The organism is Flavobacterium gelatinilyticum, from assembly GCF_027111295.1.
Lineage (GTDB): Bacteria > Bacteroidota > Bacteroidia > Flavobacteriales > Flavobacteriaceae > Flavobacterium > Flavobacterium gelatinilyticum.
On sequence record NZ_CP114287.1, the window covers coordinates 4,590,381 to 4,612,951 of the forward strand.

Below are 22,571 nucleotides of genomic sequence, written 5' to 3' on the forward strand. Positions count from 1 at the left end.
TTTAGTTAATTTTAGAGAAACTAAAAAAATTAAATTATGTCAACATTAAGATTAGGTGATATAGCTCCGGATTTTCACGCAGAAACCACACAAGGACCAATTAATTTTCATGAATGGTTAGGAGATTCATGGGGTGTTTTATTTTCACATCCGGCTGATTTTACTCCGGTTTGTACAACTGAATTGGGAACTGTGGCGAACTACGTACCGGAATTCACAAAAAGAAATACTAAGGTTATTGCTTTGAGTGTAGACGGTTTGGATTCTCACAAGGAATGGATTAAGGATATCAACGAAACTCAAAATACTGAGGTTAATTTTCCAATTATTGCTGATGAAGACAAAAAAGTAGCCAATCTTTATGATATGCTTCACCCAAATGCAAGTGATAAATTTACGGTGCGTTCTGTTTTTGTGATAGGTCCTGATAAAAAAATTAAACTGACTTTGACGTATCCTGCATCAACAGGAAGAAATTTTGATGAATTACTTCGTGTAATAGACAGTTTACAATTAACAGCAAATTACAGCGTAGCAACTCCGGCAAACTGGCAGGACGGACAAGATGTGGTAATTGCTCCGGCTATTCCGGACAGCGATATTCCGGCAAAATTCCCAAAAGGACATACGCCGATTAAACCGTATCTACGTTTAACACCACAGCCGAATAAGTAATTTTTTAGGTTCTGAGATACTAAGGTTTTAAGGTTTTGTTGGAGTGTGAAACTCTTACTTTCTTTTTTCCTTTAGAAAAAAAACGCTGAGATTTTTTCAATCAGGAAAAATCTCAGCGTTTTCTATATAAAAACTTTAGCAGCTTATTTCGCCGCCAGTAAAGTATTCATTCTTTTTTTATCACCTACTACCCACAGAATGTCATTTTTCTCCAGAATTAAATTTGATTCAGGGTTTAGGATACGATTTCCGTTTCGTTCGATACCTACTACCATTCCGTCTGTTTTGGCTCTAAACTCACCAATGCTTTTTTGAATAAACTCTTCCTGTGATACCTCAAGCTGACGCAGCACTATATCTGTTTCTTCAACTTTTGGCGGTGCTTCGGTTTCATTTTGATTTAAATATTTGGTGAATTCGGCAATTTGTGCATCGGTGCCAATTACACAAATTTCATCTCCGGGAAACAAACGTTCGTTTTTAGTTGGGATTGGTATTGTTACATCGCCGCGTTTTATATAAGCAATATTGATTCCGAGCTGTTCACGGATTTTTAATTCCTGAAGGGTTTTACCAACAAGATTAGATTCTTTTCCAATGTCAAAAAATGACATGTGACCATCCCAGGGCATTAAATTAGCATATCGTCTGTCTATTTTTTTATTTTCACGATCATTAAGATTCTTTAGAAAATGATTTTCAATTTTATGATATTGATCGTTCAGTTTTTTTGGGAAAATCTGATAGGCTCCAATAGCGATTATCAGTGCAACAAAAGCAACCAAAGGAGAGAAGAAAATATTCAGCAGAAAGCCGACAAAGAACAAACCAAGGCTCATTCTAATTAAAATCAACATTAAAAGAGCGCCGCGATATTTACGTTCTTCCCATAATATTTCGACTTCGTCAACTTTTACTCTGCGTAATGAAAGTGCCCATAAAAAAGGGGCAATGACTACCAATGTTAATAGAGCGGCCAAAGTGTTTCCAAAACGGGTATCAGCTACTAATGGCGCTACAAATTTTGACGATAATAAAATGATAGCGGTAATAATTATGGTATGCAGTACAATTTGTGTAATAGATGAACGAAGCACAATCTGCCAGGTGCTGACTGATTTAATTGCCTGTGCGTTTACACTATATCGGTTGATGTTTTTTACCCATTTTTTAGGCATTTTAGATTCTAAAAACTGAGCAAAAGTCTCGGAGTATTTAATTAAAAATGGTGTTGTAAAAGTAGTTATGGCAGAGACAGCCACAATTATTGGATAAAGAAAATCGCTGGTTACTTTCAGCGTCATACCCAACGTGGCAATAATAAACGAGAATTCGCCAATCTGAGCTAAACTCATTCCGGTTTGAACGGATTGTTTTAAGGGCTGGCCGGAAATCAAGGCACCGATGGAAGAGCTGAATGCTTTCCCGAAAATCGTCAATAAAGTAATCAAAGCAACCGGAAGTGCATATGTAACCAATGTTTCAGGATTAATTAACATTCCTACTGATACGAAGAAAACCGCGCCAAATAAATCTTTTACAGGCTGAATTAAATGCTCAATTTTTTCTGCCATTGTAGTTTCAGCAATAATAGATCCCATGATGAAAGCGCCCAGGGCAGGAGAGAAACCAACATTGGCGGCAAATATTACCATCATTAAACATAAGGCAAGCGAAATGATAAGCAGCATTTCATCTGTTAAAAGATGTTTGGCTTTTTTCAAAATCGTCGGAATTATGAAGATCCCTCCCAGGAACCAGATGATCAAAAAGAAAATCAGTTTTAAAACAGACTGCAGTAATTCACCTCCCGAAACCTGATCGCTTACGGCAATAGTCGAAAGCAGTACAAGCATTAAAATCGCAACTATATCTTCAACGATAAGAGCGCCAAATACGATCCCTACGAACTTTTTTCCTTTTACGCCCAATTCGTCAAACGCCCGGATAATAATAGTTGTAGAGGAGATCGAAAGTGTTGCCCCAAGGAAAATACTGTCCATTTTTCCCCAGCCCATCCACTGGCCTACACAATACCCTATAAGTGTCATAAACATAATTTGGGTTATGGCAGTGACAGATGAGGTGCCGCCTACTTTCATCAGTTTCTTAAAACTGAATTCGAGTCCCAGACTAAATAGTAAAAATATAACCCCGATTTCGGCCCAGACTTCCACACTTTTCATGTCGGTTATCGAGGGGAAAAAATCAAAGTGGTTTCCGGCTAAGAATCCTGCAATAAGATACCCTAAAACCAACGGCTGTTTCATTTTTTTAAATAACAGAACGGCGATTCCTGCAGTCATCAGGATTAATCCCAGATCACTGATTAAAGGTTGTAGGTGGTGTGTACTTTCAGCAGCGGCATTTAAGGCAATCATAAAGTGGTATTTTGGTTTTTTCGAAGCTGATCCAGCTTTTAATTTTAATTGTAATTTAATGGGAAGCTTCCTCTGGTTAAATAAAAAAGCTATCCGGATAAAGATAGCTTTTTTTGATAAAATATTTTATGTTTTGTTTAAATTCCTGTGTAATTACTAGGTGTTATCTGCAATAATTCTGTTTTAACGGCTTCTGAAACTTCCAGCGTTGCAATGAAATTATGAATCGCATTTTTATCAATTGCTTCGTTTGTTCTCGTTAAACCTTTTAGGGCTTCATACGGATTTGGATAGGCTTCACGACGAAGAATTGTCTGGATAGCCTCGGCTACAACTGCCCAGTTTCTTTCTAAATCTTCGGCAAATTTGCTTTCGTTTAAAAGCAGTTTGTTTAAGCCTTTTAAAGTAGCTTCAAAAGCAATGATAGTATGACCCATTGGTACACCTACGTTTCTTAAAACGGTACTGTCGGTCAAATCGCGCTGTAATCTTGAAATTGGCAGTTTTGCTGCTAAATGTTCGAAAATAGCATTGGCAATTCCTAAGTTTCCTTCAGAATTTTCAAAATCAATTGGGTTTACTTTATGAGGCATTGCAGAGGATCCAATTTCTCCTGCTTTGATTTTTTGTTTAAAGTAATCCATCGAAACATACGTCCAGATATCGCGGTCTAAATCGATAATGATATTGTTGATTCTTTTTAAACCGTCAAAAAATGCTGCAAAATGATCGTAATGCTCAATTTGAGTTGTCGGGAAAGAATGGTGTAAACCTAAATCAGTTTCAACAAATTTATCCCCGAATTTTTTCCAGTCAATCTGCGGATACGCAACGTGGTGTGCGTTGAAGTTTCCGGTTGCACCGCCAAATTTAGCCGCAAACGGAATATTGAATAATAAACGCATCTGCTCTTCTAAACGCTCAACAAAAACCAGGATTTCTTTTCCTAAACGGCTAGGAGAGGCCGGCTGTCCGTGCGTGCGTGCCAGCATTGGAATGTCTTTCCATTCAACGCTTAATTCTTTTAATTTAGAAATTAAAGAAATTAAAGACGGCATATATACCTGCTCAAAAGCTTCTTTTGTCGAAAGCGGAATAGCCGTGTTGTTGATATCCTGAGATGTTAATCCGAAGTGAATGAACTCTTTGTACTGTGATAAACCTAGTTTTTCAAAAGCATCTTTAATAAAGTATTCAACTGCTTTTACGTCGTGGTTGGTTACTTTTTCTGTTTCTTTAATCCAAAGCGCATCTTCTGTCGAAAAGTTTTTGTAGATGTTTCTCAGGCTTTCAAATAAATCTGAATTTACGCCTTGCAGCTGCGGTAATGGAATTTCGCATAAAGCAATAAAGTATTCAACTTCAACTAATACGCGGTATTTTATTAAAGCTTCTTCAGAAAAGAAAGGTGCCAGGTTTTGAGTTTTATTTCTATATCTTCCGTCAATTGGCGATATAGCATTCAATTCGTTTAGAGTAGTCATTGTTATGTTGTTTTTCGAAAGGTGCAAATATAAGCGATTGTTAAAACTTCTGAAAATTACTGAAGCTTTATTATAGGTAAACTTTGTAATTTAAATGATGGTTTTGAAGATTTTATCCCAAATCGTGAAATAAAAACCAAAATTTCGGGCTTCATTTTTATGATGATCGTTATGAAATTTAGTAGTCGAAATCCATTGGGTAAAATAATTTTTGTACCAAAAAGAAGGAAATATATCGGTTTTTAAATGACCGAATATTCCGTATGATAAATTTAAAATGAGATAAATAATGATACTCAGATAATTAAATTCTAAAATAGTAATCAGAAAAAGCCAGATAAAGCCAAAGCCCAGCGTTTCGACCGGATGAAGCACATACAAGCTGTACACATTGGTTTCTACATGAGTATGATGCAGTTTATGAACCGGATAAAGCCATTTTAAATGATGAACCAGAAAATGAAAAATGAACATAAAAAGATCCATCAGCAGAATCAATACTAATGTGTCAAAAAATAGAAGCCGGAGCGAACTGGAAAAATCTATTTTCAAAATTCCGTGGCAATACAATTCAAAACCCGTCAGAGTAATAAACGTATTGCATAGTAGAGTTGAAATAACCCATTTTTGGTCTTTATTCTGTAAAACGGTATTTTCTGGTTCGATTATTTTTCCAATCAAAACTGATAAACCAATCAAAGTCAGATTTTCAATTAAAAAGAAAACAAAGAGCGAAAACACGTTAAATTGGGCTAATTGTTCCAGCCAGTTTTCAAAAATCATGACAGGTTTTCTAATTCAAATAATTTTTTGCGCATATCGGCAACACCTTCGGTTGCGGTTTTGGCAATAACTTCAACCTTGTTTCTAAGATTAGGAATCGAAATAGGTTTAGGATCAATATAAAAAACAGGAGTACTGCCCGGGGTGTACGAAATTAATCCCGCAGCCGGATACACTTGCAGCGATGTGCCAATTACAGCAAAATAGTCGGCAGTTTCTGTTATATCAATTGCTTCTTCAAGTGCCGGAACCTGCTCGCCAAACCAAACAATATGCGGACGCAGCTGATGCCCGTTTTCATCCAGATCGCCGGTAAATAAGTCTTCTGTCCAGTCCAGAATCAGATTGACATTTTTTGTACTTCTTACTTTTAATAATTCGCCATGTAAATGCACTACTTTTGAACTTCCGGCTCTTTCATGCAGATCGTCTACATTTTGAGTAATGATATGCACATCAAAATCTTTTTCGAGTTCAGCCAATATCTGATGTCCTGAATTAGGCTGTACTTCTTTTAACTGCTGACGTCTTTTGTTATAAAAATCCAGCACCAGTTCCTGATTTTTCTGCCAGCCTTCCGGAGTTGCGACTTCCATTACATCATGACCTTCCCATAAACCATCGCTGTCACGAAAAGTTTTAATGCCGCTTTCGGCACTTATTCCAGCTCCGGTTAAAACAACAAGTTTCTTTTTCATTCTTATTTTATTAAAAGATAAAAATAGTAATTTCTGCATTTATTATGTGATAAAATAAGACATACTCAATGTGGATTTAGATTTTTTTGAGCGAAAAATAAAGCGTATTTATACTTATTGTGTCAGTTTTTTAAATTATTTAGTTTTAGCCTAAATTAAGCAAAAAGAAATTCTAAATGATTTTAATACAGTTTACGGGATTATCCGGTGCAGGTAAAACGACTTTGGCAGAGCAGGTTCGGCATTTATTAGTGCAGAATAATTATGCCGCAGAAATAGTCGATGGCGATGTGTACCGAAAAACGATCTGTAAAGATTTAGGATTTTCTAAAGAGGACCGCTGCGAAAACGTGAGACGGCTTTTTGATGTGGGACGTAATTTGATCGAAGAAAAAAAAATCGTACTCATGTCTGTTATTAATCCGTATGAAAATCTTCGAAACGAATTACGGAATTTCGAATTTGTACGGACTGTATTTTTAGATTGTTCGATTGAGAACTTAATAGAACGTGACCCAAAAGGATTGTACAAAAAAGCCCTGCTTCCGGATCATGACGAGAATAAAATTAAAAACTTTACCGGAATCAGCGATGTTTTTGAAGTACCGAAAAAAGCCGATTTAATTTTAAAAACCGATGCCGAAACGGTATCTGTTTCAACCCGCAAACTGTACAATTTTATAATAGACAACCTGAATAATGCGGTTTAAAATATAAAAATCATTTCCCGCTTTGTAAATTTTAGTTTAATTGCTTGATCATTAAGTTGTTATAAGTTATATATTTATAAGGTGAAAAATATCTGTCTAATTTAATCTTTTTAAGCGTATGAATCCTTCTTCCTGCCACCTCCCGATTTCTTTTTCAGTTGAAAAATTACAAAGAGATCTTGAGATTTGTGAAACAAAATTATGGACACCGCACTTTAATACCGGACGGTATGAAGGCAATTGGACGAGTGTTGCATTGCGGTCGCAGTCAGGATTGGAAAATGATATTTTTTCTTTTCCGGATAAGGAATATAAAAATACCGAACTGCTGGAAAGCTGTCCGTATTTTAAAGAAATCATGGACTGGTTTCAATGCGAAAAAGAAGCTGTACGATTATTACGATTAGGACCTGACAGCGAAATAAAAGAACATGTTGATAACGATACTTCGTATGAAGATGGGTTTTTCAGGATTCATGTACCGATTATTACCAATTCTGAGGTTTATTTTTATGTAGATAAAAAACTCGTTCCTATGAAAATGGGAGAGTGCTGGTATGCTAATTTCCAGTTGCCGCACAGTGTAGAAAACAAAAGTTCTGAACCCCGTATACACCTTACGCTCGATTGTATACGAAATGAATGGTCGGATGAATTGTTTTCTAAAATGGGATTTGATATTAGTTATTCTCCAAATGAAATGGAATATTCTGATGAGATGAAACAGCAGATTATAGCTGAGCTGTCCCGAAATCCATCCGAAATTAATGCTAAACTTATTGCCGAACTTCAGTCAAAATAAAACATCAAAATGGAAAAAACTCTACACCCGCTTTTTAACTGGATTCCGATTAAATTAATTGAAATAGATAACGAGATCTATTTTGAGTGGATTTATTTATCTAATGTTCCCTTTGCAGAACCTTTTTTTGATGAAACGCTTGCAAAGTGCAAAAGTCATGAATACAACAGTAAAACAATTAAATTAATAAGTACCGCCGAGAATGTAATTGAGTGGTCTAAAGAATTGGTTTCGGTTGAATTGAAATCGCTCGTGTTTCATGTTTCCAGATGCGGTTCAACCATGCTGAGTCAGTCTCTGGCCACTTCGCCAGAAAATATAATGATTTCTGAAGCACCAATTGTAGATCAGGTTTTACGAAGTGATGCCTTTGGTCCGGATAAAAAAAGCATCTTACTGCAAGCTGTAATTGCTTTGCTGGGACAAAAAAGATTTCCTGAACAAAAAAATCTCATATTAAAACTGGATGCCTGGAATATTTTCTATGCCTCTTTTTTCAGATCTGTTTTTCCTGATATACCTTTTGCTTTATTGTACAGAAAACCATCTGAAGTACTCAAATCACACCAGAAAATGATGGGAATGCACATGGTTCCCAATTTAATTCCGCCAAGTGTTTTTGGGATTACATCAAAGGAAATTCAGGAAATCAGTTTTCGTCAGTACGGTGCTTTGATTTTGGAAAAGTACTTTCAGGGATTTCTGGATTTTTATGCCGAAGACAAAAATGTAACCATGCTGGATTATGATAAAGGCATGAAGAATGTTATAGAAAGGTTTATTTCTTTTATTAAAGTACAGTATTCTGATAGAGAACTTGAAAAAATGATTGAACGTTTAAAACAGCATTCTAAAAATAAAAATGAGGCTTTTACCGGAGATTCCTATAAAGATGATGATTTAGCCGTTGACCTTACCAATGTAAATGCCCTGCACGTAAAGCTGAATGCCGGCTTTGTCGAAGATTTAGTGCGTTAAAAAAACAGGAGTTATTCATTCTCTTTTAATTATGTATTTTTGCGGCAAACATAAATAAAATGATTGATTTAGATTACCTCGCATTTTTAGAAGATATATTAACAGAGAACAGAAAAAGTAATTTTTTAAAAGTATTAGAAAACCGTACCAAACATTTTACAGTTGCTGTAGAAGATGTTTTTCAGATGCATAATACAAGTGCTGTAATGCGCAGCTGTGAGGTTTTCGGGATTCAGGAACTAAATGTTATCGAGCAGCGGTTTGGTAAAAGAATCGATAAGGAAATTGCTTTAGGTGCTCAAAAATGGGTAGATATTAACAGATTTGATTCGGTTTCAGGATGCCTTACGGATTTAAGAAGCAAAGGCTATCAGATTATCGCGACAACACCTCACGAAAAAGACTGCATGCTGGAGGATTTTGATATTACTAAACCCAGCGCCTTATTTTTTGGAACAGAAAAAGAAGGTTTATCAAAAGAAATCATGGACAATGCCGATGGTTTCTTAAAAATACCAATGGTTGGTTTTACCGAAAGTCTGAATATTTCGGTTTCTGCCGCAATCATCATTCAAAACTTAACCAACAGATTAAGAAGATCTGATATTAACTGGAAATTGACAGAAGAAGAAATTCTGGTAAAACGTCTGGACTGGGCAAAAAACTCTATAAAAGATATAAAACGAATTGAAGCGCGTTATTATCAGGATAACCCAAGATAAAGTTCTGAGAGGCTAAGATTCTAAGGCACTAAGCTTAAAAAAAATCCCCGACTACATAAATAATCGGGGATTTTATATTTAAGATTGAATCTTTATTAGTTAATCAGAACCCATGTTCCTGCAGCAATTAAAGCTTCAGCTTTTTTGTACTTCATTGTTTCTGTTTTACCAGTAGCAACTTCCTGAACTGTAACAGTATCGTTTCTGTTGATTTTTGGCATATCTCTCACGATTGTTTCAGTAACCTGACGCTGTTGTGTTTCTCCTGCTTCACGGTTCATTTCTTCGCTGTTTGGAATTTCGTCTTTACTTAATTGTAAGTTTTCTTTTTGACGAACTTCTCTTGCTTCGTGAATTTCCGGAGCATTTTGAGCAGGTAAATCACCTTTGAACAAGAATGAAATAACTTCTTTGTTAACGTTGTCAAGCATTCCTCTAAACAAGTTGAAAGCTTCTAATTTGTAAATTAGTAACGGATCTTTTTGTTCGTGAACAGCTAACTGAACAGATTGTTTCAATTCGTCCATTTTACGTAAGTGTTTTTTCCAGGCCTCATCAACAATCGAAAGTGTGATGTTTTTCTCAAAATCAGCTATTAACTGAGCACCTTCGCTTTCGTAGGCTCTTTTTAGGTCTGTTACTACATTCAGGGTTTTAATTCCGTCAGTAAATGGCACTACGATTCTTTCAAACTGATTGTTTGGTTCTTCAAAAACTCCTTTTATGATTGGGAAAGCTTCTCTTGCGCTTCTTTCGGTTTTTTCTGTATAGAAAGCCAAAGCTTCTTTGTATACTTTTCCTGTAATTTCAATTTCAGATAATTTAACAAAATCAGCTTCTGAAACCGGAGCCGTAATTCCAAAATAACGAATTAAATCAAAATCAAATCCTTTGAAATCATTTGCAACTTTATTTTGGCTTACGATTAATTCGCAGGTATCGTAAAGCATGTTTGCGATATCTAATTTAAGACGCTCGCCAAATAATGCGTGACGACGACGTTTGTAAACTACCTCACGCTGCGAGTTCATTACGTCATCATATTCTAATAAACGTTTACGAACACCAAAGTTGTTTTCTTCTACTTTTTTCTGAGCACGTTCAATAGATTTAGTCATCATAGAATGCTGAATAACTTCACCTTCTTTAAGTCCCATTCTGTCCATTACTTTCGCAACTCTTTCAGAACCAAATAAACGCATTAAGTTATCTTCTAGAGAAACGTAGAATTGAGAACTTCCCGGATCTCCCTGACGACCAGAACGACCACGTAACTGTCTGTCTACACGACGGGAATCATGACGCTCTGTACCCACGATTGCTAAACCTCCTGCAGCTTTTACCTCCGGAGATAGTTTAATATCGGTACCACGACCAGCCATGTTTGTTGCAATAGTTACAACTCCGGCTTTACCTGCTTCTTCAACGATTTGCGCCTCTTGCTTGTGCATTTTAGCATTCAATACGTTGTGTGTGATTCCTCTCATTTTAAGCATACGGCTTAATAATTCTGAAATCTCTACAGAAGTTGTTCCAATCAATACCGGTCTTCCGGCGTTTGATAATTCAGTAACGTCTTCGATTACAGCATTGAATTTCTCACGTGTAGTTTTGTAGATATAATCTTCTTTGTCTTGTCTTGCAATTGGACGGTTTGTTGGAATTTCAACCACATCCAGTTTGTAAATCTGCCATAACTCTCCAGCCTCTGTAACAGCAGTACCGGTCATACCGCCTAATTTGCTGTACATTCTAAAGTAGTTCTGTAAAGTTACCGTTGCAAAAGTCTGCGTTGCGGCTTCGATTTTTACATTTTCTTTTGCTTCAATCGCCTGGTGTAATCCGTCAGAATAACGACGTCCGTCCATGATACGGCCTGTCTGCTCATCGACAATCATAATTTTGTTGTCCATGATAACGTACTCTACATCTTTTTCGAATAAAGCGTATGCTTTTAAAAGTTGTGTTAAAGTATGAATACGCTCGCTTTTTACGCCAAAATCCTGAAATAATCTTTCTTTGGCTTCAGCTTCAGCGTCTTTGTCTAATTTTTGTTTTTCGATTGCAGCAATCTCAGTTCCAATGTCCGGTAAAACGAAGAAATCAGAATCAGTATCTCCAGAAAGGTATTTGATACCATTGTCAGTCAATTCTACCTGATTGTTTTTCTCTTCAATCACAAAATACAAAGCTTCGTCAACTTTGTGCATTTCGCGATTGTTATCCTGCATGTATTGATTTTCGGTTTTTTGAAGTAATTGTTTAATTCCTTCTTCACTCAAAAATTTAATTAAGGCTTTGTTTTTAGGTAAACTTCTGTAAGCTCTTAATAATAAGAAACCACCTTCTTTAGTGTTTCCTTCTTTGATTAACTTTTTAGCTTCGGCTAAGAAACCATTCGCTAACTGACGTTGTTGTGCAACTAAGTTTTCGATTTTTGGTTTCAATTCGTTAAATTCATGACGGTCTCCCTGAGGAACCGGTCCTGAAATAATAAGCGGTGTTCTCGCATCATCAATTAATACAGAATCGACCTCGTCGACAATTGCAAAATTGTGTTTTCTCTGAACTAAATCGTTTGGCGAATGCGCCATGTTATCTCTTAGGTAGTCAAAACCAAACTCGTTGTTGGTTCCGTATGTGATATCAGCATCGTAAGCTTTTTTTCTGGCTTCGGTACTTGGCTGGTGGTTGTCGATACAATCAACAGATAAACCGTGGAATTCGAATAAAGGTGCTTTCCATGTGCTGTCACGTTTTGCCAAGTAGTCATTCACGGTTACTAAGTGAACTCCGTTTCCGGTTAAAGCGTTTAAGTAAAGCGGAAGTGTTGCAACCAAAGTTTTACCTTCACCCGTCTGCATTTCGGCAACTTTACCTTCGTGAAGCACCATACCTCCAATTAACTGAACATCGTAGTGAATCATGTCCCACGTAATGTCTTTTCCGGCAGCGTTCCATTTGTTTGCCCAGATTGCTTTTTCACCATCAATAGTGATGTATGATTTTGCAGCAGAGAATTCACGGTCTTTAGGAGTTGCAGTAACTTCAATATGAGAGTTTTCCTTGAAACGGCGTGCTGTTTCTTTTACAACTGAGAATGCTTCAGGAAGAATTTCCAATAAAGTTTTTTCAGAGATTTCATAAGCTTCTTTTTCAAGAGCATCTATTGCATCATAAATATCTTCTCTTTTGTCGATATCCTCAATATTTTCAACTTCAGCTTTAAGCGAAGCAATTTTAGCGTCTTTATCTGCTCTTGCTTCTTTGATTTTATCCTTAAAATAAACGGTTCTTCCTCTTAATTCGTCGTTTGAAAGACTCATTAAAGGAGTTTCGAATGTTTTAATTTTATTTAAATAAGGTTGTAAAGCTTTGACGTCTTTTTGGGATTTATCCCCAACAAAGACCTTGATGATGCTGTTTATGAAACTCATAATTTATCGTATTTCTATTTTATATAATTGTATTTGAGCCAAAAAAAAAGCCTCGGTGATGAGACTTTTTCATTTGGTTTATTTTTCTAATATTCATCCTCATTCCAAAGATAATCTTCGTCTGTTGGATAATCAGGCCAAATTTCTTCCATTGATTCATATATCTCGCCTTCATCCTCGATAGACTGAAGGTTCTCTACTACTTCTAATGGAGCACCAGCTCTAATAGCGTAGTCTATAAGTTCATCTTTGTTAGCAGGCCATGGCGCATCACTTAAATAAGATGCTAATTCTAATGTCCAATACATCTGTTATCTGTTTAGTTTGTGCAAAAATAAATTTTTTACTGAAAAAGACAAGTAAAATTTGATTTATTTTAATAAAATTTAAGAACGTCTTTGTTAGTACCCAGTTTTCAGTGACAGTTTTCAGTTTTAAAACTTAAATTTGCTGCTGAATTGCTGTGTTTTTTAGTAATCAGTTTTGAATGTTGATTTAGCAGTCTGAAAACTGAAAACCGTGACTGTTTACTTTCTGGGAATCCACTTTACTTCCTCTGCTTTTAGGTCTGAGGACAACTTTCGTGCCAAGACAAAAAGGTAGTCAGAAAGTCGGTTTAAGTACATGATTGCGATTTCAGGAACATGTTCATTATGACTTAAATGTACTGCCAAACGTTCCGCACGACGGCATATACAGCGTGCAATATGACAATGTGACACGGTTGGATGACCACCCGGAAGAACAAAATGAGTCATTTGCGGAAGACTTTCTTCCATTTTATCTATTTCGTTTTCGAGCAATTCAATATCCGACTCGATTATTCCAAGGTTTTTTAACCGAAGTTCGCCGTTTTTTAAAACTTCTTTTTCCTGCGGCGTTGCCAAAATGGCGCCCACAGTAAAAAGACGGTCCTGAATTTCGATTAATATAGTTTTATAATGTGAATCGATTTCCTGATCGCGAATCAATCCGATATACGAATTTAATTCGTCGACTGTTCCGTAACTGTCAATGCGAATATGATCTTTAGGAACACGTGTGCCTCCAAAAAGTGCTGTTGTTCCTTTATCGCCTGTTTTGGTATATACTTTCATTTTTATTGTAGATTGAAGATTTCTGATTTTAGATTGATATGCTGTTGTCTAAAATTTTAGATTTAGAAAATAATCTAAAATCAGAAATCTAAAATTATTTTGTTGTGTCGCTTTCTATTAATCCATCCCTTAAACGGATAACACGATGTGCGTAGGCTGCGATATCTTCTTCGTGAGTTACCAGAATTACTGTGTTTCCCTGCGCGTGAATATCGCCAAAAAGCTTCATAATTTCTACAGAAGTTTTACTGTCTAGGTTTCCTGTTGGTTCATCGGCAAGAATGATCGAAGGTTTGTTAACCAAAGCACGGGCAACAGCAACACGCTGGCGCTGTCCTCCTGAAAGCTGATTGGGCTGGTGATCCATTCGGTCAGCTAAATTTACCTGTTTTAGAACTTCTGTCGCGCGTGCAATTCTGTCAGATTTACCGTAACCGGCATAAATCATAGGCAGGGCAACATTATCCAGAGCTGTGGTTCTGGGTAAAAGATTGAAGGTTTGAAAAACAAAGCCAATTTCTTTATTTCTAATTTCGGCAAGTTCATCATCTTTCATCTGGCTGACATCTTTTCCGTTTAAAACATAACGCCCGGAAGTTGGAGTGTCCAAACAGCCTAATAAATTCATTAAAGTCGATTTTCCGGATCCCGAAGGTCCCATCAAAGCAACATATTCTCCTTTATTGATTTCTAAATTAATTCCTTTTAAAACATATACGATTTCGTTTCCCAGAACAAAATTTCGTCTTATGTCGGTTATTTTAATTAATGGATCTGCCATTTGGTTTTACAATTTTGGATTTAAAAGTACGAAACACTTTTCAATAAAATTATAAGTAGTTAAGATTTGAATTTTGTTACAAAAGCCTCTGCATAGAAAAGGCAGTAATAATATATTTTTTAAGAATAGAAAATTGTTATATTATTTTTGATTTGTCTTATAAAATTATCAGTATTTTGTGTTTTTTATAATTTTTAAATGTTTTTAGGTTTGAAAACATGATAATAATGTAATTTTCTGTATTTGATGTTTACTAAATTTGATTAATCAATTAATAAAAATCAACATTATGAAAAATATTAAAATAGTATTAGGAATTGCATTAATAGCTTTAGGTTTTGCTTCATGTAAAGATGAGAAACAAGAAAAAGCGCAAAAAACTGTAGACTCTTATGTAACCTACGTAGATTCTGTTAAAAATGTAGCTGCTGCAGATTTAAAAGAAAACTGGCAAGATGTAGAAGCCGAATATGACAGAAGATCTCAAGAGGCTCAGGCAGCTTTAGCAGATATTAAAGATAACGCCTCTGCTACAGAAAAAGTAAATACGAGCAAAATTAAATATGAAGAATTTAAAAACGAAATATCCGCCCAATTTGCCCCTCCGGCTCCAAGCCCGAAACAGCAATTAAGAGATGCTTTGTTTGGTGCTGGAAAAATAGGTGATGATATGAACTTCAGCTGGGTAAATGCTCAGAACATTCACAGCGTTTATCAGCAGTTCGTTCACACTGTAGAAGATAATAAAGACAAATATTCCAGAGAAGACTGGGATGAAATTAAGTTAATGTATGAAGCACTTGACAGCCGTAAAAATACGGTTGAGAAAGAAGGACTTACATCTGAAGATAACAGAAAAATCGCTGGCTTAAAAGTGAAATTTGCACCAATGTATACTGTTAACAGAATGGGAGCTAAGTCTGAAGAAAATAAAGAAGCTAAAAAATAAGAATTTTTCAAAATATTTTGAATTAGATAAAAATGAAAAAGACAATCAGAAATGATTGTCTTTTTTATGTTTTAATAAAATGGAATGATCGCGAAATTTATTTGTTGATTAATTTTTCAAGCTTTGTCATCATATCTTCTTTTTCTTTCAGCATACGCTCATACAATGCAATTTTCTCTTCATGTAATTGAATTATCTTTTCAATTGGATTGTAGTTATTAATTATAAGTCCAGTCGCGTAATCATGCGCATTGAATGTGCTTGCAATAACATTTACTGCTCGTTCTTCATCAAAATTTTGAAAAGCTTCAATAGGAATTTTCAAAGAACTAGAGATTTGTTTAAGCAGATTGTCTTCAATTACTTCTTTCTGTTCCAGCATAGAAATTTTTTTCTGGTTCCAGTCTTCTCCCAAATCATAAGCAAGTGCTTCTTGTTTGATGCCAAGCATTTCTCTAAAACGTTTTACGTTTCTTCCCTGATGAATTTTCTGTTCCATAATGCATGTCGTTTTTTCTAAAGGTTCAAATATAAAGTTATTTGTACTAAAAATACTAAGTTTTAAAGGTAAAAAAACATCTCATTAAACGTACTCTTTTTGTCAGATATTATACCTGAATTTAGAATATTTTACCTCAATATTAATTTCACTTGTTTAATTGTTCTAGGGAAAAGCCGTGTAATTACTCTGTTATAAATATTTGAAAAGCTAAAAAAAATTATGCTCGAATTATAAAATGCTCTTTCGGCTGTTCTCTTCTAAAAAATACAAATCCCCATTGAAAAGTATCAATCGTGACTTTTACTTGAGGATGATTTTTAATGATTTCCCAAGCTTCTTCCATATCTTCTGACCAATGAATGTCATCGAAAATCCAAACAGAATCATTGTCTATTGTTGGCAATAAAAGATCAAAATATGCTAGAGTTGCTTTTTTAGAATGATTTCCGTCAAAATATATTAGGTTGTAATTTACAGCTTGAATATTCTCGGAAATTAAAAAAGATTCAAATTCAGAAATTACATTTTCGACATTATTACAATCAAATTCAGCCAGCTGATTTTGTGCAGCATTTGCTGTGTTCGGACAGCCTTCAATTGTAACCACTTTAGCTTTGGGATTCCCTAAAGCCAGGGCAGAAGTTGCCAAACCCAAAGAAGTTCCTATTTCCAGAATGTTTTTTGGCTGAAAATACTGCGTTACCCGAAACAATAATTCGGCACGTTTTGGCGAAATTCCTGCAGTTGAAGCAATTTTAGAAATCTGTCTTCGGTTTGATTTAAAGACTTTTGAACCGGCTCCAAAATCGGTTACGTCAATAAAGTTTTTGTTTTCTAAAAGTGATTTTCGGTATTTTTTTAGAATTTGATATTCCGGTTTTGGTTTTTTGTCGTAAAAACATTTGGTCAGCAAATTAAAAACAAACGGAGAATGAACTCCATGTTCGTTTTTAGATTCCCAAAGAAATTTTAGATACGATTTAATTTGAAACAGCATTCTGAATTAGGAATATCTTAGTTGATTGATTTTAATGTAATATCAAATATAAGTACAGATCCTCCGGGAATACCGTTGTAATTGTGGCTGCCGTAGCCTAAATGTGCAGGAATAAAAAGTTTGCCTTTTCCTCCTGGTTTAAATTTAGGAATTCCTTCTTTCCATCCCAGTATTACCTGATTTAAACCAAACGACGCACCTTTTTTCTCTTCCTCTGTTTCTGCATCCGGATCACTTTCGTCAAATGTATTTCCGTTTGTGTAATATCCTCTGTAAACAACAGTCACATTTGAAGTTGCTTCAGGAAACTTTTCACCTTCACCTTGTTCTTCAATAATAAAGTATAAACCAGAATTATTTCTTTCTGCAGTAAGGTTGTTTGCAGCTAAATAATCAACAATTTCCTGTTCGTTTTGAGCAGTGTAATCTTTTGTTTCATCCTTATCGCTTGCGCATGAGCTTAGGAGAACAACAGATAGCAGGGTTAATATAAGGTGTTTCATTTTTTTATTGTTTTTATGACTAATTATTTCGTTTTCAGTCTCAGTTTTCAGTCTCAGTTTTCAGTCTCAGTTTTCAGACTGGGTTGAGTTTTTAGTTTTTCAGTTTTGTTATTTTGGCATCCAAACTTTGTTGGATTGTTAATCATATAATTTATTAGTTTTCCAATTTCTATATTTTTAGTGTTTAACGATTCAAACACTTCTTTACTTATGTATTTACAAGCCAGAGAAAATTCCAGCCATGTATTCGTTTCAGAGTTTTCAGCATCACTATCAGTCAGTTTGCTTATAAAATGATTCATATATCTCCTTTTTCGATATGCTTCTGCAATATTAGCTGTAACACTTCGCGAAGATCTTCTTATTTGATCGGTCAGCGAATATTTTTCTTCTGTTGGAAATATTTTTGATAATTCAAAAATTTCCATAGCAATCTCAAATGACTTTTTATAAGCCAGTAATTCTTTGTAATCCATTTTTTTATTTTTTGCAAGAATAATAAAAAAGAGGAAAAAGATTACTTTTTTATAGATATATTTTTACTAACACACAACGACTGCGACTAAAAACTGCGACTGAAAACTAACTATCCTTCAATTTTAGCAGAGAGCTCAAACCATCTCTCTTCCTTTGCTTCAATTTTATTAATGATATTTTGAAGTTCGCCGGCTTTTTTCTCGATATCGGCATCGGCTACTTTTCCGTCAGAGAATAATTGTTCGATTTTGGCTTTTTCAGCTTCAAGATCTTTAATTTCTCTTTCGATTTTCTGATATTCTTTTTGCTCGTTAAAAGTCAGATTTCCGGTTGTGTTGTTTTGTTTCCAGTCTTTCTTTTCGGCTTTTGTTTCTTCTTTTTGAGTAACATCGGCACTGTCTTCATAAGCACGGAAATCAGAATAGTTTCCGGGGAAATTTTCGATTTCGCCCTGACCTCTAAAAACAAATAAATGATCGACGATTTTGTCCATAAAATAACGGTCGTGAGATACTACTAATAAACATCCCGGATAATCCAGAAGGAAACTTTCCAGAACGTTCAGTGTTACAATATCCAAATCGTTTGTAGGCTCATCGAGAATTAAAAAGTTTGGGTTTTGGATTAAAACCGTACACAAGTACAAACGTTTTAATTCGCCTCCGCTTAATTTTTCAACATAATCGTATTGTTTTTTGGCATCAAAAAGAAAACGCTCCAATAATTGAGAAGCCGAAATAATCTTTCCTTTTGTAAGCGGAATATATTCTCCGTATTCTTTAATCACATCAATTACACGCTGCCCTGGTTTTGGATTAATTCCCGATTGTGTGTAATAACCCACTTTTATAGTATCGCCTTTTACAACGCGTCCGCTGTCCGGCGGAATTGTTCCTGTTAACAGATTCAGGAAAGTAGATTTTCCTGTTCCGTTTTTACCAATAATCCCGATTCTTTCGCCGCGCTGAAAATCAAAACTAAAATCATCCAGAATAATTTTGTCCTTGAATTTTTTAGAAAGTTTGTGAAGCTCAATGATTTTGCTTCCCATTCTTTCCATGTTAATTTCAAGCTCTACTTTATTTTCTTTACGTCGGCTTTGTGCTTTTTCCTTAATAATGTAAAAATCGTCCTGACGTGATTTAGATTTGGTGGTTCTCGCTTTTGGCTGGCGGCGCATCCATTCTAATTCTTTTACAAATAAGTTTTTGGCTTTGTCAATACTGGCATTTTCAGAAGTGATTCTTTCTTCTTTTTTCTGTAAATAATACGAGTAATTTCCTTTGTATTGGTATAATTTTCCGTTGTCTAATTCGATAATTTCATTGCAGACACGTTCCAGAAAGAAACGATCGTGCGTTACCATAAACAATGTAATATTTTCTTTGGCAAAATAACTTTCAAGCCATTCGATCATTTCAAGATCCAAATGGTTGGTTGGCTCATCCAGAATCAATAAATCCGGACGATTGATTAGGATTATAGCCAGTGAAAGACGTTTTTTTTGTCCTCCCGAAAGGCTTTTAACTTTCAGCTTAAAATCTTCCAGTTTTAGTTTGAACAAAATCTGTTTGTACTGCGTTTCAAAATCCCACGCATTGTGCTGATCCATAGCATCGAAAGCTTTTTGATAGGCTTCTTCATCAGCAGGATTTTCCAGTGCTTTTTCGTACGCTTCGATTACCTTAAGCGTTTCATTGTCTGAAGCGAAAATACTTTCTTCAATCGTAAGTTCATCCTGCAGGTTATTGTCCTGCGAAAGAAACGCCATTCTGATTCCTTTTCTCAAAACAACCTGTCCGGTATCCGGCTCCTCCAAACCATTGATAATGCTCATAATGGTGGTTTTTCCGGAACCATTTTTAGCAATAAAAGCGATTTTCTGGTCTTTGTTAATTCCAAAAGAAATGTTGTCAAAAAGGACTCTTTCGCCAAATGACTTCGATATATTTTCTACAGATAAGTAGTTCATGTTTTTTTATTTTTTAAATCAGATCATACAGCATTTTAAATATGTTGTTTTCTGAATTATTTGTACAGCGTTTTTGTGCTGTTTTTCTTTAAATTGACCGCAAATATAGCCTTTTGAATTTAAACTAAAAAAGATAGCAAATGGCTATCTTTTTGGTTTGAAATTTTAAATGGTTTTCTTTTTAGATTGTTGTTGTTTTGTAGGTTTAATTTTTCTATGATTTTTATTTGCTAATTTGGTTAGTTATGATTTTATACAAATCATTAATCAAGAATATTTTTCCACTTAGTGTTGCTGTTGATGGTGTCAATATCGTAACACAGTATTTCAAATTGACTCAGGAGCCTGGTTATTTCTTTTCTTGTAGTTTTAGGATCTTGGCAAAGTTGCAAAATTCTATTTTCTATAATTTTTGATTTTTTGAGAGATTCTTGAGTAATTCTATTTCGTTCTGTTATAATTTTTCTTAATGAATCAATTCTCTTTATATAGATAAGATTACTTTCTCTACTGGAACTTTTTTTAATTTCATCATTAATAATATTTTTAAGAGACTGATTGATGGCATCTAAGCTCTTGGAATAATCCACACTTTTAGGAATATTTATTGCAGGATTAAAATTAATTCTAATAGTATCTTTAGGTTGTTCATTACCATCTCTTTTTAGAAAAGAAATGAGAGAATCTTTATATTTATTAGATAGTACAAGACTATCGTTAGTTATTTTTAAATTTACTAATTTAGAATTTTTGGTGTCAATATTTTCAGCTTGAAATATAAAAAGTATTGGAATAACAGTTGTTATTAATCCTAGCAATATAAGCTTTACATTTTTTAAATCTTTTTTCATAGCATTTTTTGTTTTATCAACTCTCTGATTATTTCGCTCAATTCTTGATTAGTTATTGATACTTGTGTAAGTTGTTGAGGAATTCCTTCTTCATTTTGATATAATTTTTTAAAGGCTTCATATAAATTAACCTTGCGTTCTGAAATAGAGTCTTCCTGTAGGCTCATAAATAGATAGCTAAAAATTGGGATTAAAAAGACCTTTACTGTATCACCTGAATAGAGAATTTCAACATTCTCTTTTATGTATGCGTAGATTATTAAAAATACAACAGCTATAATAATCGAGTATAGACAAATCCAAAAACGTTTTTCTCGAAATTTACCATCTTCTAACTCTATCGCACAAAGAGTTTCTAAAATTTCCTTGTATGAATTAACTGAAAACTCTCCCATTTTTTAAATATTTTATACAGTTTATTTTTATCTACGATAATGGTTTCAATAAGTCCAATTTCCTTCATCTTATGCTACATGTTAAGATTTCGTTGACCTATCTAAATATTTTTTTTTATAGTTCTTTTTTTGATGTTTATAATATTGAAATATAAGTGTTTAAAGTGGAATTTAGTCAAGTAGATATACCTGTTTTATGTTTGAATTTGAATGAGAAATAGAGGTTTAATAAAATTCCAAAAACATAACGATTGTTGTGTAGTTGTCTAGCCAAGATTGACATAATATTTTATACAATTTGAAGTTAAGTAATTCTAGTGTAATAAATAAAGTTAGTGTTTGGTAATGAAGTATTAATAATCAATTTCTATTGAATAAATTATTTACGGACATACGATTTCAGCACAGAACTCAAATCTAAATAATGAATTTGCTGCGGAGTATTCAAAACTGGTTTGCGAACCAGAGACTCATTCGTAATAAAATAATGGAGACCGTCTTTTGTGGTAATACCTTCAATTTGATGAAACGGAAGTTTAAGATTTATGCGGCGTTTGTTTCCTGATGAAAAATCAAAGTTTTTAAAATCGTATAAAAGATACAGAAACGTTTTTCCGGTTTTAGAATAACCGCAGAGTGCTATGATTTTTTTGTCTTCAAGATAAACGGCTCCGGTTACTAAACCATTTGTGTCGATGGTAGTTTTAAATTTTGCAATATGATTTCCGGTTTCATTAGGCAGGACGTAAACTGCGGTTTTAGAAGATTTCCATTGTTTGGTAAAAAGATAAATACTGTCCTTGGAAACAATAAAAGCTTCACAGTCAAAATTGGTTGAGTTGGGTTTTTGAGCCGAAAAATCCGTTTGGTCTTCGTAGCTGAAAGTAATTTTCCTGATAACCGGATTCTGATTGAGAAAAGATTGTTTTTCGATTTTCAGGATATTCAAATCGGTTCGGTTTCCTCGGTAATTGTTTCCAAAGTCACCTATATAAATATGTGTGCTGTCCTGCGAAATTTCTTCCCAGTCATGATTGATGACCTGATCCAGCACTATTTTTCTTTTTATTTTTCCTAAGGAGTCCAGTCCGTAAATGGTTTTGTCGTGATCATCATTATGTGTCCAGAGTAAATTATCAAAAGCTGTTAAGCCCGAAGTCTCTTTAATCGTGTCGCTTAATTTTATAGAATATTCCGGTTTTAGTTTTAAAGTTTTATAGAGACAAGTTCCGTTATTTTCTGCAGCAGCGTCATTGTAATTTTTTGCAAGCGGATCTGTACAGCCGGAAGTCTGGGCATAAGCAGATAAAGAGATGAAATAAAGAAATAAAATAATCCTGCACATTTTCCTTAAGTTTAGGTTAAGGCAAAAGTAAT

General features: G+C 34.6%; 22 protein-coding genes. 6 read left to right on the top strand and 16 right to left on the bottom strand.

Annotated features, from left to right (window positions below):
• Positions 1-36 precede the first annotated feature (36 nt).
• Positions 37-675 carry a peroxiredoxin gene (locus tag OZP11_RS19855; protein WP_281232233.1) on the top strand — a complete coding sequence of 213 codons (639 nt, stop codon included), beginning with the start codon at positions 37-39 and terminating at the stop codon, positions 673-675.
• Between the two features lie 143 nt (positions 676-818).
• Here the strand turns inward: OZP11_RS19855 and OZP11_RS19860 are convergent, their stop codons facing one another.
• From OZP11_RS19860 to OZP11_RS19875, 4 genes are all read right to left on the bottom strand, one after another.
• Positions 819-3,056, bottom strand: coding sequence for a cation:proton antiporter domain-containing protein (locus tag OZP11_RS19860; protein ID WP_281232234.1), 2,238 nt, complete (start codon positions 3,054-3,056; stop codon positions 819-821).
• Between the two features lie 137 nt (positions 3,057-3,193).
• Entirely contained in the window at positions 3,194-4,540 is a 1,347-nt protein-coding gene (gene purB, locus OZP11_RS19865) for an adenylosuccinate lyase (protein WP_281232235.1), read from the bottom strand.
• Between the two features lie 90 nt (positions 4,541-4,630).
• Positions 4,631-5,323 (bottom strand): sterol desaturase family protein, encoded by a 693-nt coding sequence (locus OZP11_RS19870; RefSeq protein ID WP_281232236.1) that lies wholly within the window; start codon positions 5,321-5,323, stop codon positions 4,631-4,633.
• Positions 5,320-6,021 (bottom strand): SIR2 family NAD-dependent protein deacylase, encoded by a 702-nt coding sequence (locus tag OZP11_RS19875; protein ID WP_281232237.1) that lies wholly within the window; start codon positions 6,019-6,021, stop codon positions 5,320-5,322. Before OZP11_RS19875 ends, OZP11_RS19870 begins: the two co-directional genes overlap by 4 nt.
• Positions 6,022-6,197: 176 nt before the next feature.
• On the opposite strand from OZP11_RS19875, the gene cysC reads away from it, so the two are divergent.
• From cysC to OZP11_RS19895, 4 genes are all read left to right on the top strand, one after another.
• Positions 6,198-6,731 carry an adenylyl-sulfate kinase gene (gene cysC / locus OZP11_RS19880; protein ID WP_281232238.1) on the top strand — a complete coding sequence of 178 codons (534 nt, stop codon included), beginning with the start codon at positions 6,198-6,200 and terminating at the stop codon, positions 6,729-6,731.
• A gap of 118 nt (positions 6,732-6,849) precedes the next feature.
• Positions 6,850-7,533 carry an aspartyl/asparaginyl beta-hydroxylase domain-containing protein gene (locus OZP11_RS19885; RefSeq protein ID WP_281232239.1) on the top strand — a complete coding sequence of 228 codons (684 nt, stop codon included), beginning with the start codon at positions 6,850-6,852 and terminating at the stop codon, positions 7,531-7,533.
• Positions 7,534-7,542: 9 nt separating this feature from the next.
• Positions 7,543-8,511, top strand: coding sequence for a sulfotransferase family protein (locus OZP11_RS19890; RefSeq protein WP_281232240.1), 969 nt, complete (start codon positions 7,543-7,545; stop codon positions 8,509-8,511).
• Between the two features lie 59 nt (positions 8,512-8,570).
• On the top strand, positions 8,571-9,233 hold the full coding sequence (locus OZP11_RS19895) for a TrmH family RNA methyltransferase (RefSeq protein WP_281232241.1): 663 nt from the start codon (positions 8,571-8,573) through the stop codon (positions 9,231-9,233).
• 95 nt (positions 9,234-9,328) lie between these two features.
• Here OZP11_RS19895 and secA read toward each other — a convergent pair whose 3' ends face one another.
• From secA to OZP11_RS19915, 4 genes are all read right to left on the bottom strand, one after another.
• Complete coding sequence (gene secA, locus OZP11_RS19900) at positions 9,329-12,670, bottom strand: preprotein translocase subunit SecA (RefSeq protein ID WP_281232242.1); 3,342 nt, start codon at positions 12,668-12,670, stop codon at positions 9,329-9,331.
• An 86-nt stretch (positions 12,671-12,756) separates the two neighbouring features.
• The gene (locus OZP11_RS19905) at positions 12,757-12,978 is read right to left on the bottom strand and encodes a DUF2795 domain-containing protein (RefSeq protein WP_007138072.1); all 222 of its coding nucleotides are present in this window, start codon (positions 12,976-12,978) and stop codon (positions 12,757-12,759) included.
• Positions 12,979-13,197: 219 nt separating this feature from the next.
• Complete coding sequence (locus OZP11_RS19910) at positions 13,198-13,767, bottom strand: cob(I)yrinic acid a,c-diamide adenosyltransferase (RefSeq protein ID WP_281232243.1); 570 nt, start codon at positions 13,765-13,767, stop codon at positions 13,198-13,200.
• A gap of 94 nt (positions 13,768-13,861) precedes the next feature.
• Complete coding sequence (locus OZP11_RS19915; protein WP_281232244.1) at positions 13,862-14,548, bottom strand: ABC transporter ATP-binding protein; 687 nt, start codon at positions 14,546-14,548, stop codon at positions 13,862-13,864.
• Between the two features lie 289 nt (positions 14,549-14,837).
• Between OZP11_RS19915 and OZP11_RS19920 the strand changes: the two genes are divergently transcribed.
• A complete protein-coding gene (locus OZP11_RS19920) occupies positions 14,838-15,497 on the top strand; it encodes a DUF6565 domain-containing protein (RefSeq protein WP_281232245.1) in 660 nt (219 codons plus the stop codon).
• 97 nt (positions 15,498-15,594) lie between these two features.
• On the opposite strand, the gene OZP11_RS19925 is transcribed toward OZP11_RS19920, so the two are convergent.
• The 8 genes from OZP11_RS19925 to OZP11_RS19960 form a co-directional block, all read right to left on the bottom strand.
• Positions 15,595-15,996: an XRE family transcriptional regulator gene (locus OZP11_RS19925; protein ID WP_281232246.1), complete on the bottom strand. Its 402-nt coding sequence runs from the start codon at positions 15,994-15,996 to the stop codon at positions 15,595-15,597.
• Between the two features lie 220 nt (positions 15,997-16,216).
• The gene (locus tag OZP11_RS19930) at positions 16,217-16,996 is read right to left on the bottom strand and encodes an O-methyltransferase (RefSeq protein WP_281232247.1); all 780 of its coding nucleotides are present in this window, start codon (positions 16,994-16,996) and stop codon (positions 16,217-16,219) included.
• 17 nt (positions 16,997-17,013) lie between these two features.
• A complete protein-coding gene (locus OZP11_RS19935) occupies positions 17,014-17,499 on the bottom strand; it encodes an FKBP-type peptidyl-prolyl cis-trans isomerase (RefSeq protein WP_281232248.1) in 486 nt (161 codons plus the stop codon).
• Positions 17,500-17,552: 53 nt separating this feature from the next.
• Positions 17,553-17,975, bottom strand: coding sequence for a four helix bundle protein (locus OZP11_RS19940; protein WP_281232249.1), 423 nt, complete (start codon positions 17,973-17,975; stop codon positions 17,553-17,555).
• 110 nt (positions 17,976-18,085) lie between these two features.
• Complete coding sequence (locus tag OZP11_RS19945) at positions 18,086-19,948, bottom strand: ABC-F family ATP-binding cassette domain-containing protein (protein ID WP_281232250.1); 1,863 nt, start codon at positions 19,946-19,948, stop codon at positions 18,086-18,088.
• 263 nt (positions 19,949-20,211) lie between these two features.
• Positions 20,212-20,799, bottom strand: a complete 588-nt coding sequence (locus OZP11_RS19950; RefSeq protein ID WP_281232251.1) for a hypothetical protein — start codon at positions 20,797-20,799, stop codon at positions 20,212-20,214.
• On the bottom strand, positions 20,796-21,194 hold the full coding sequence (locus OZP11_RS19955; protein ID WP_281232252.1) for a hypothetical protein: 399 nt from the start codon (positions 21,192-21,194) through the stop codon (positions 20,796-20,798). The genes OZP11_RS19950 and OZP11_RS19955 overlap by 4 nt, the downstream gene beginning before the upstream one ends.
• 379 nt (positions 21,195-21,573) lie before the next feature.
• Positions 21,574-22,539 (bottom strand): T9SS C-terminal target domain-containing protein, encoded by a 966-nt coding sequence (locus OZP11_RS19960; RefSeq protein WP_281232253.1) that lies wholly within the window; start codon positions 22,537-22,539, stop codon positions 21,574-21,576.
• Positions 22,540-22,571 lie beyond the last annotated feature (32 nt).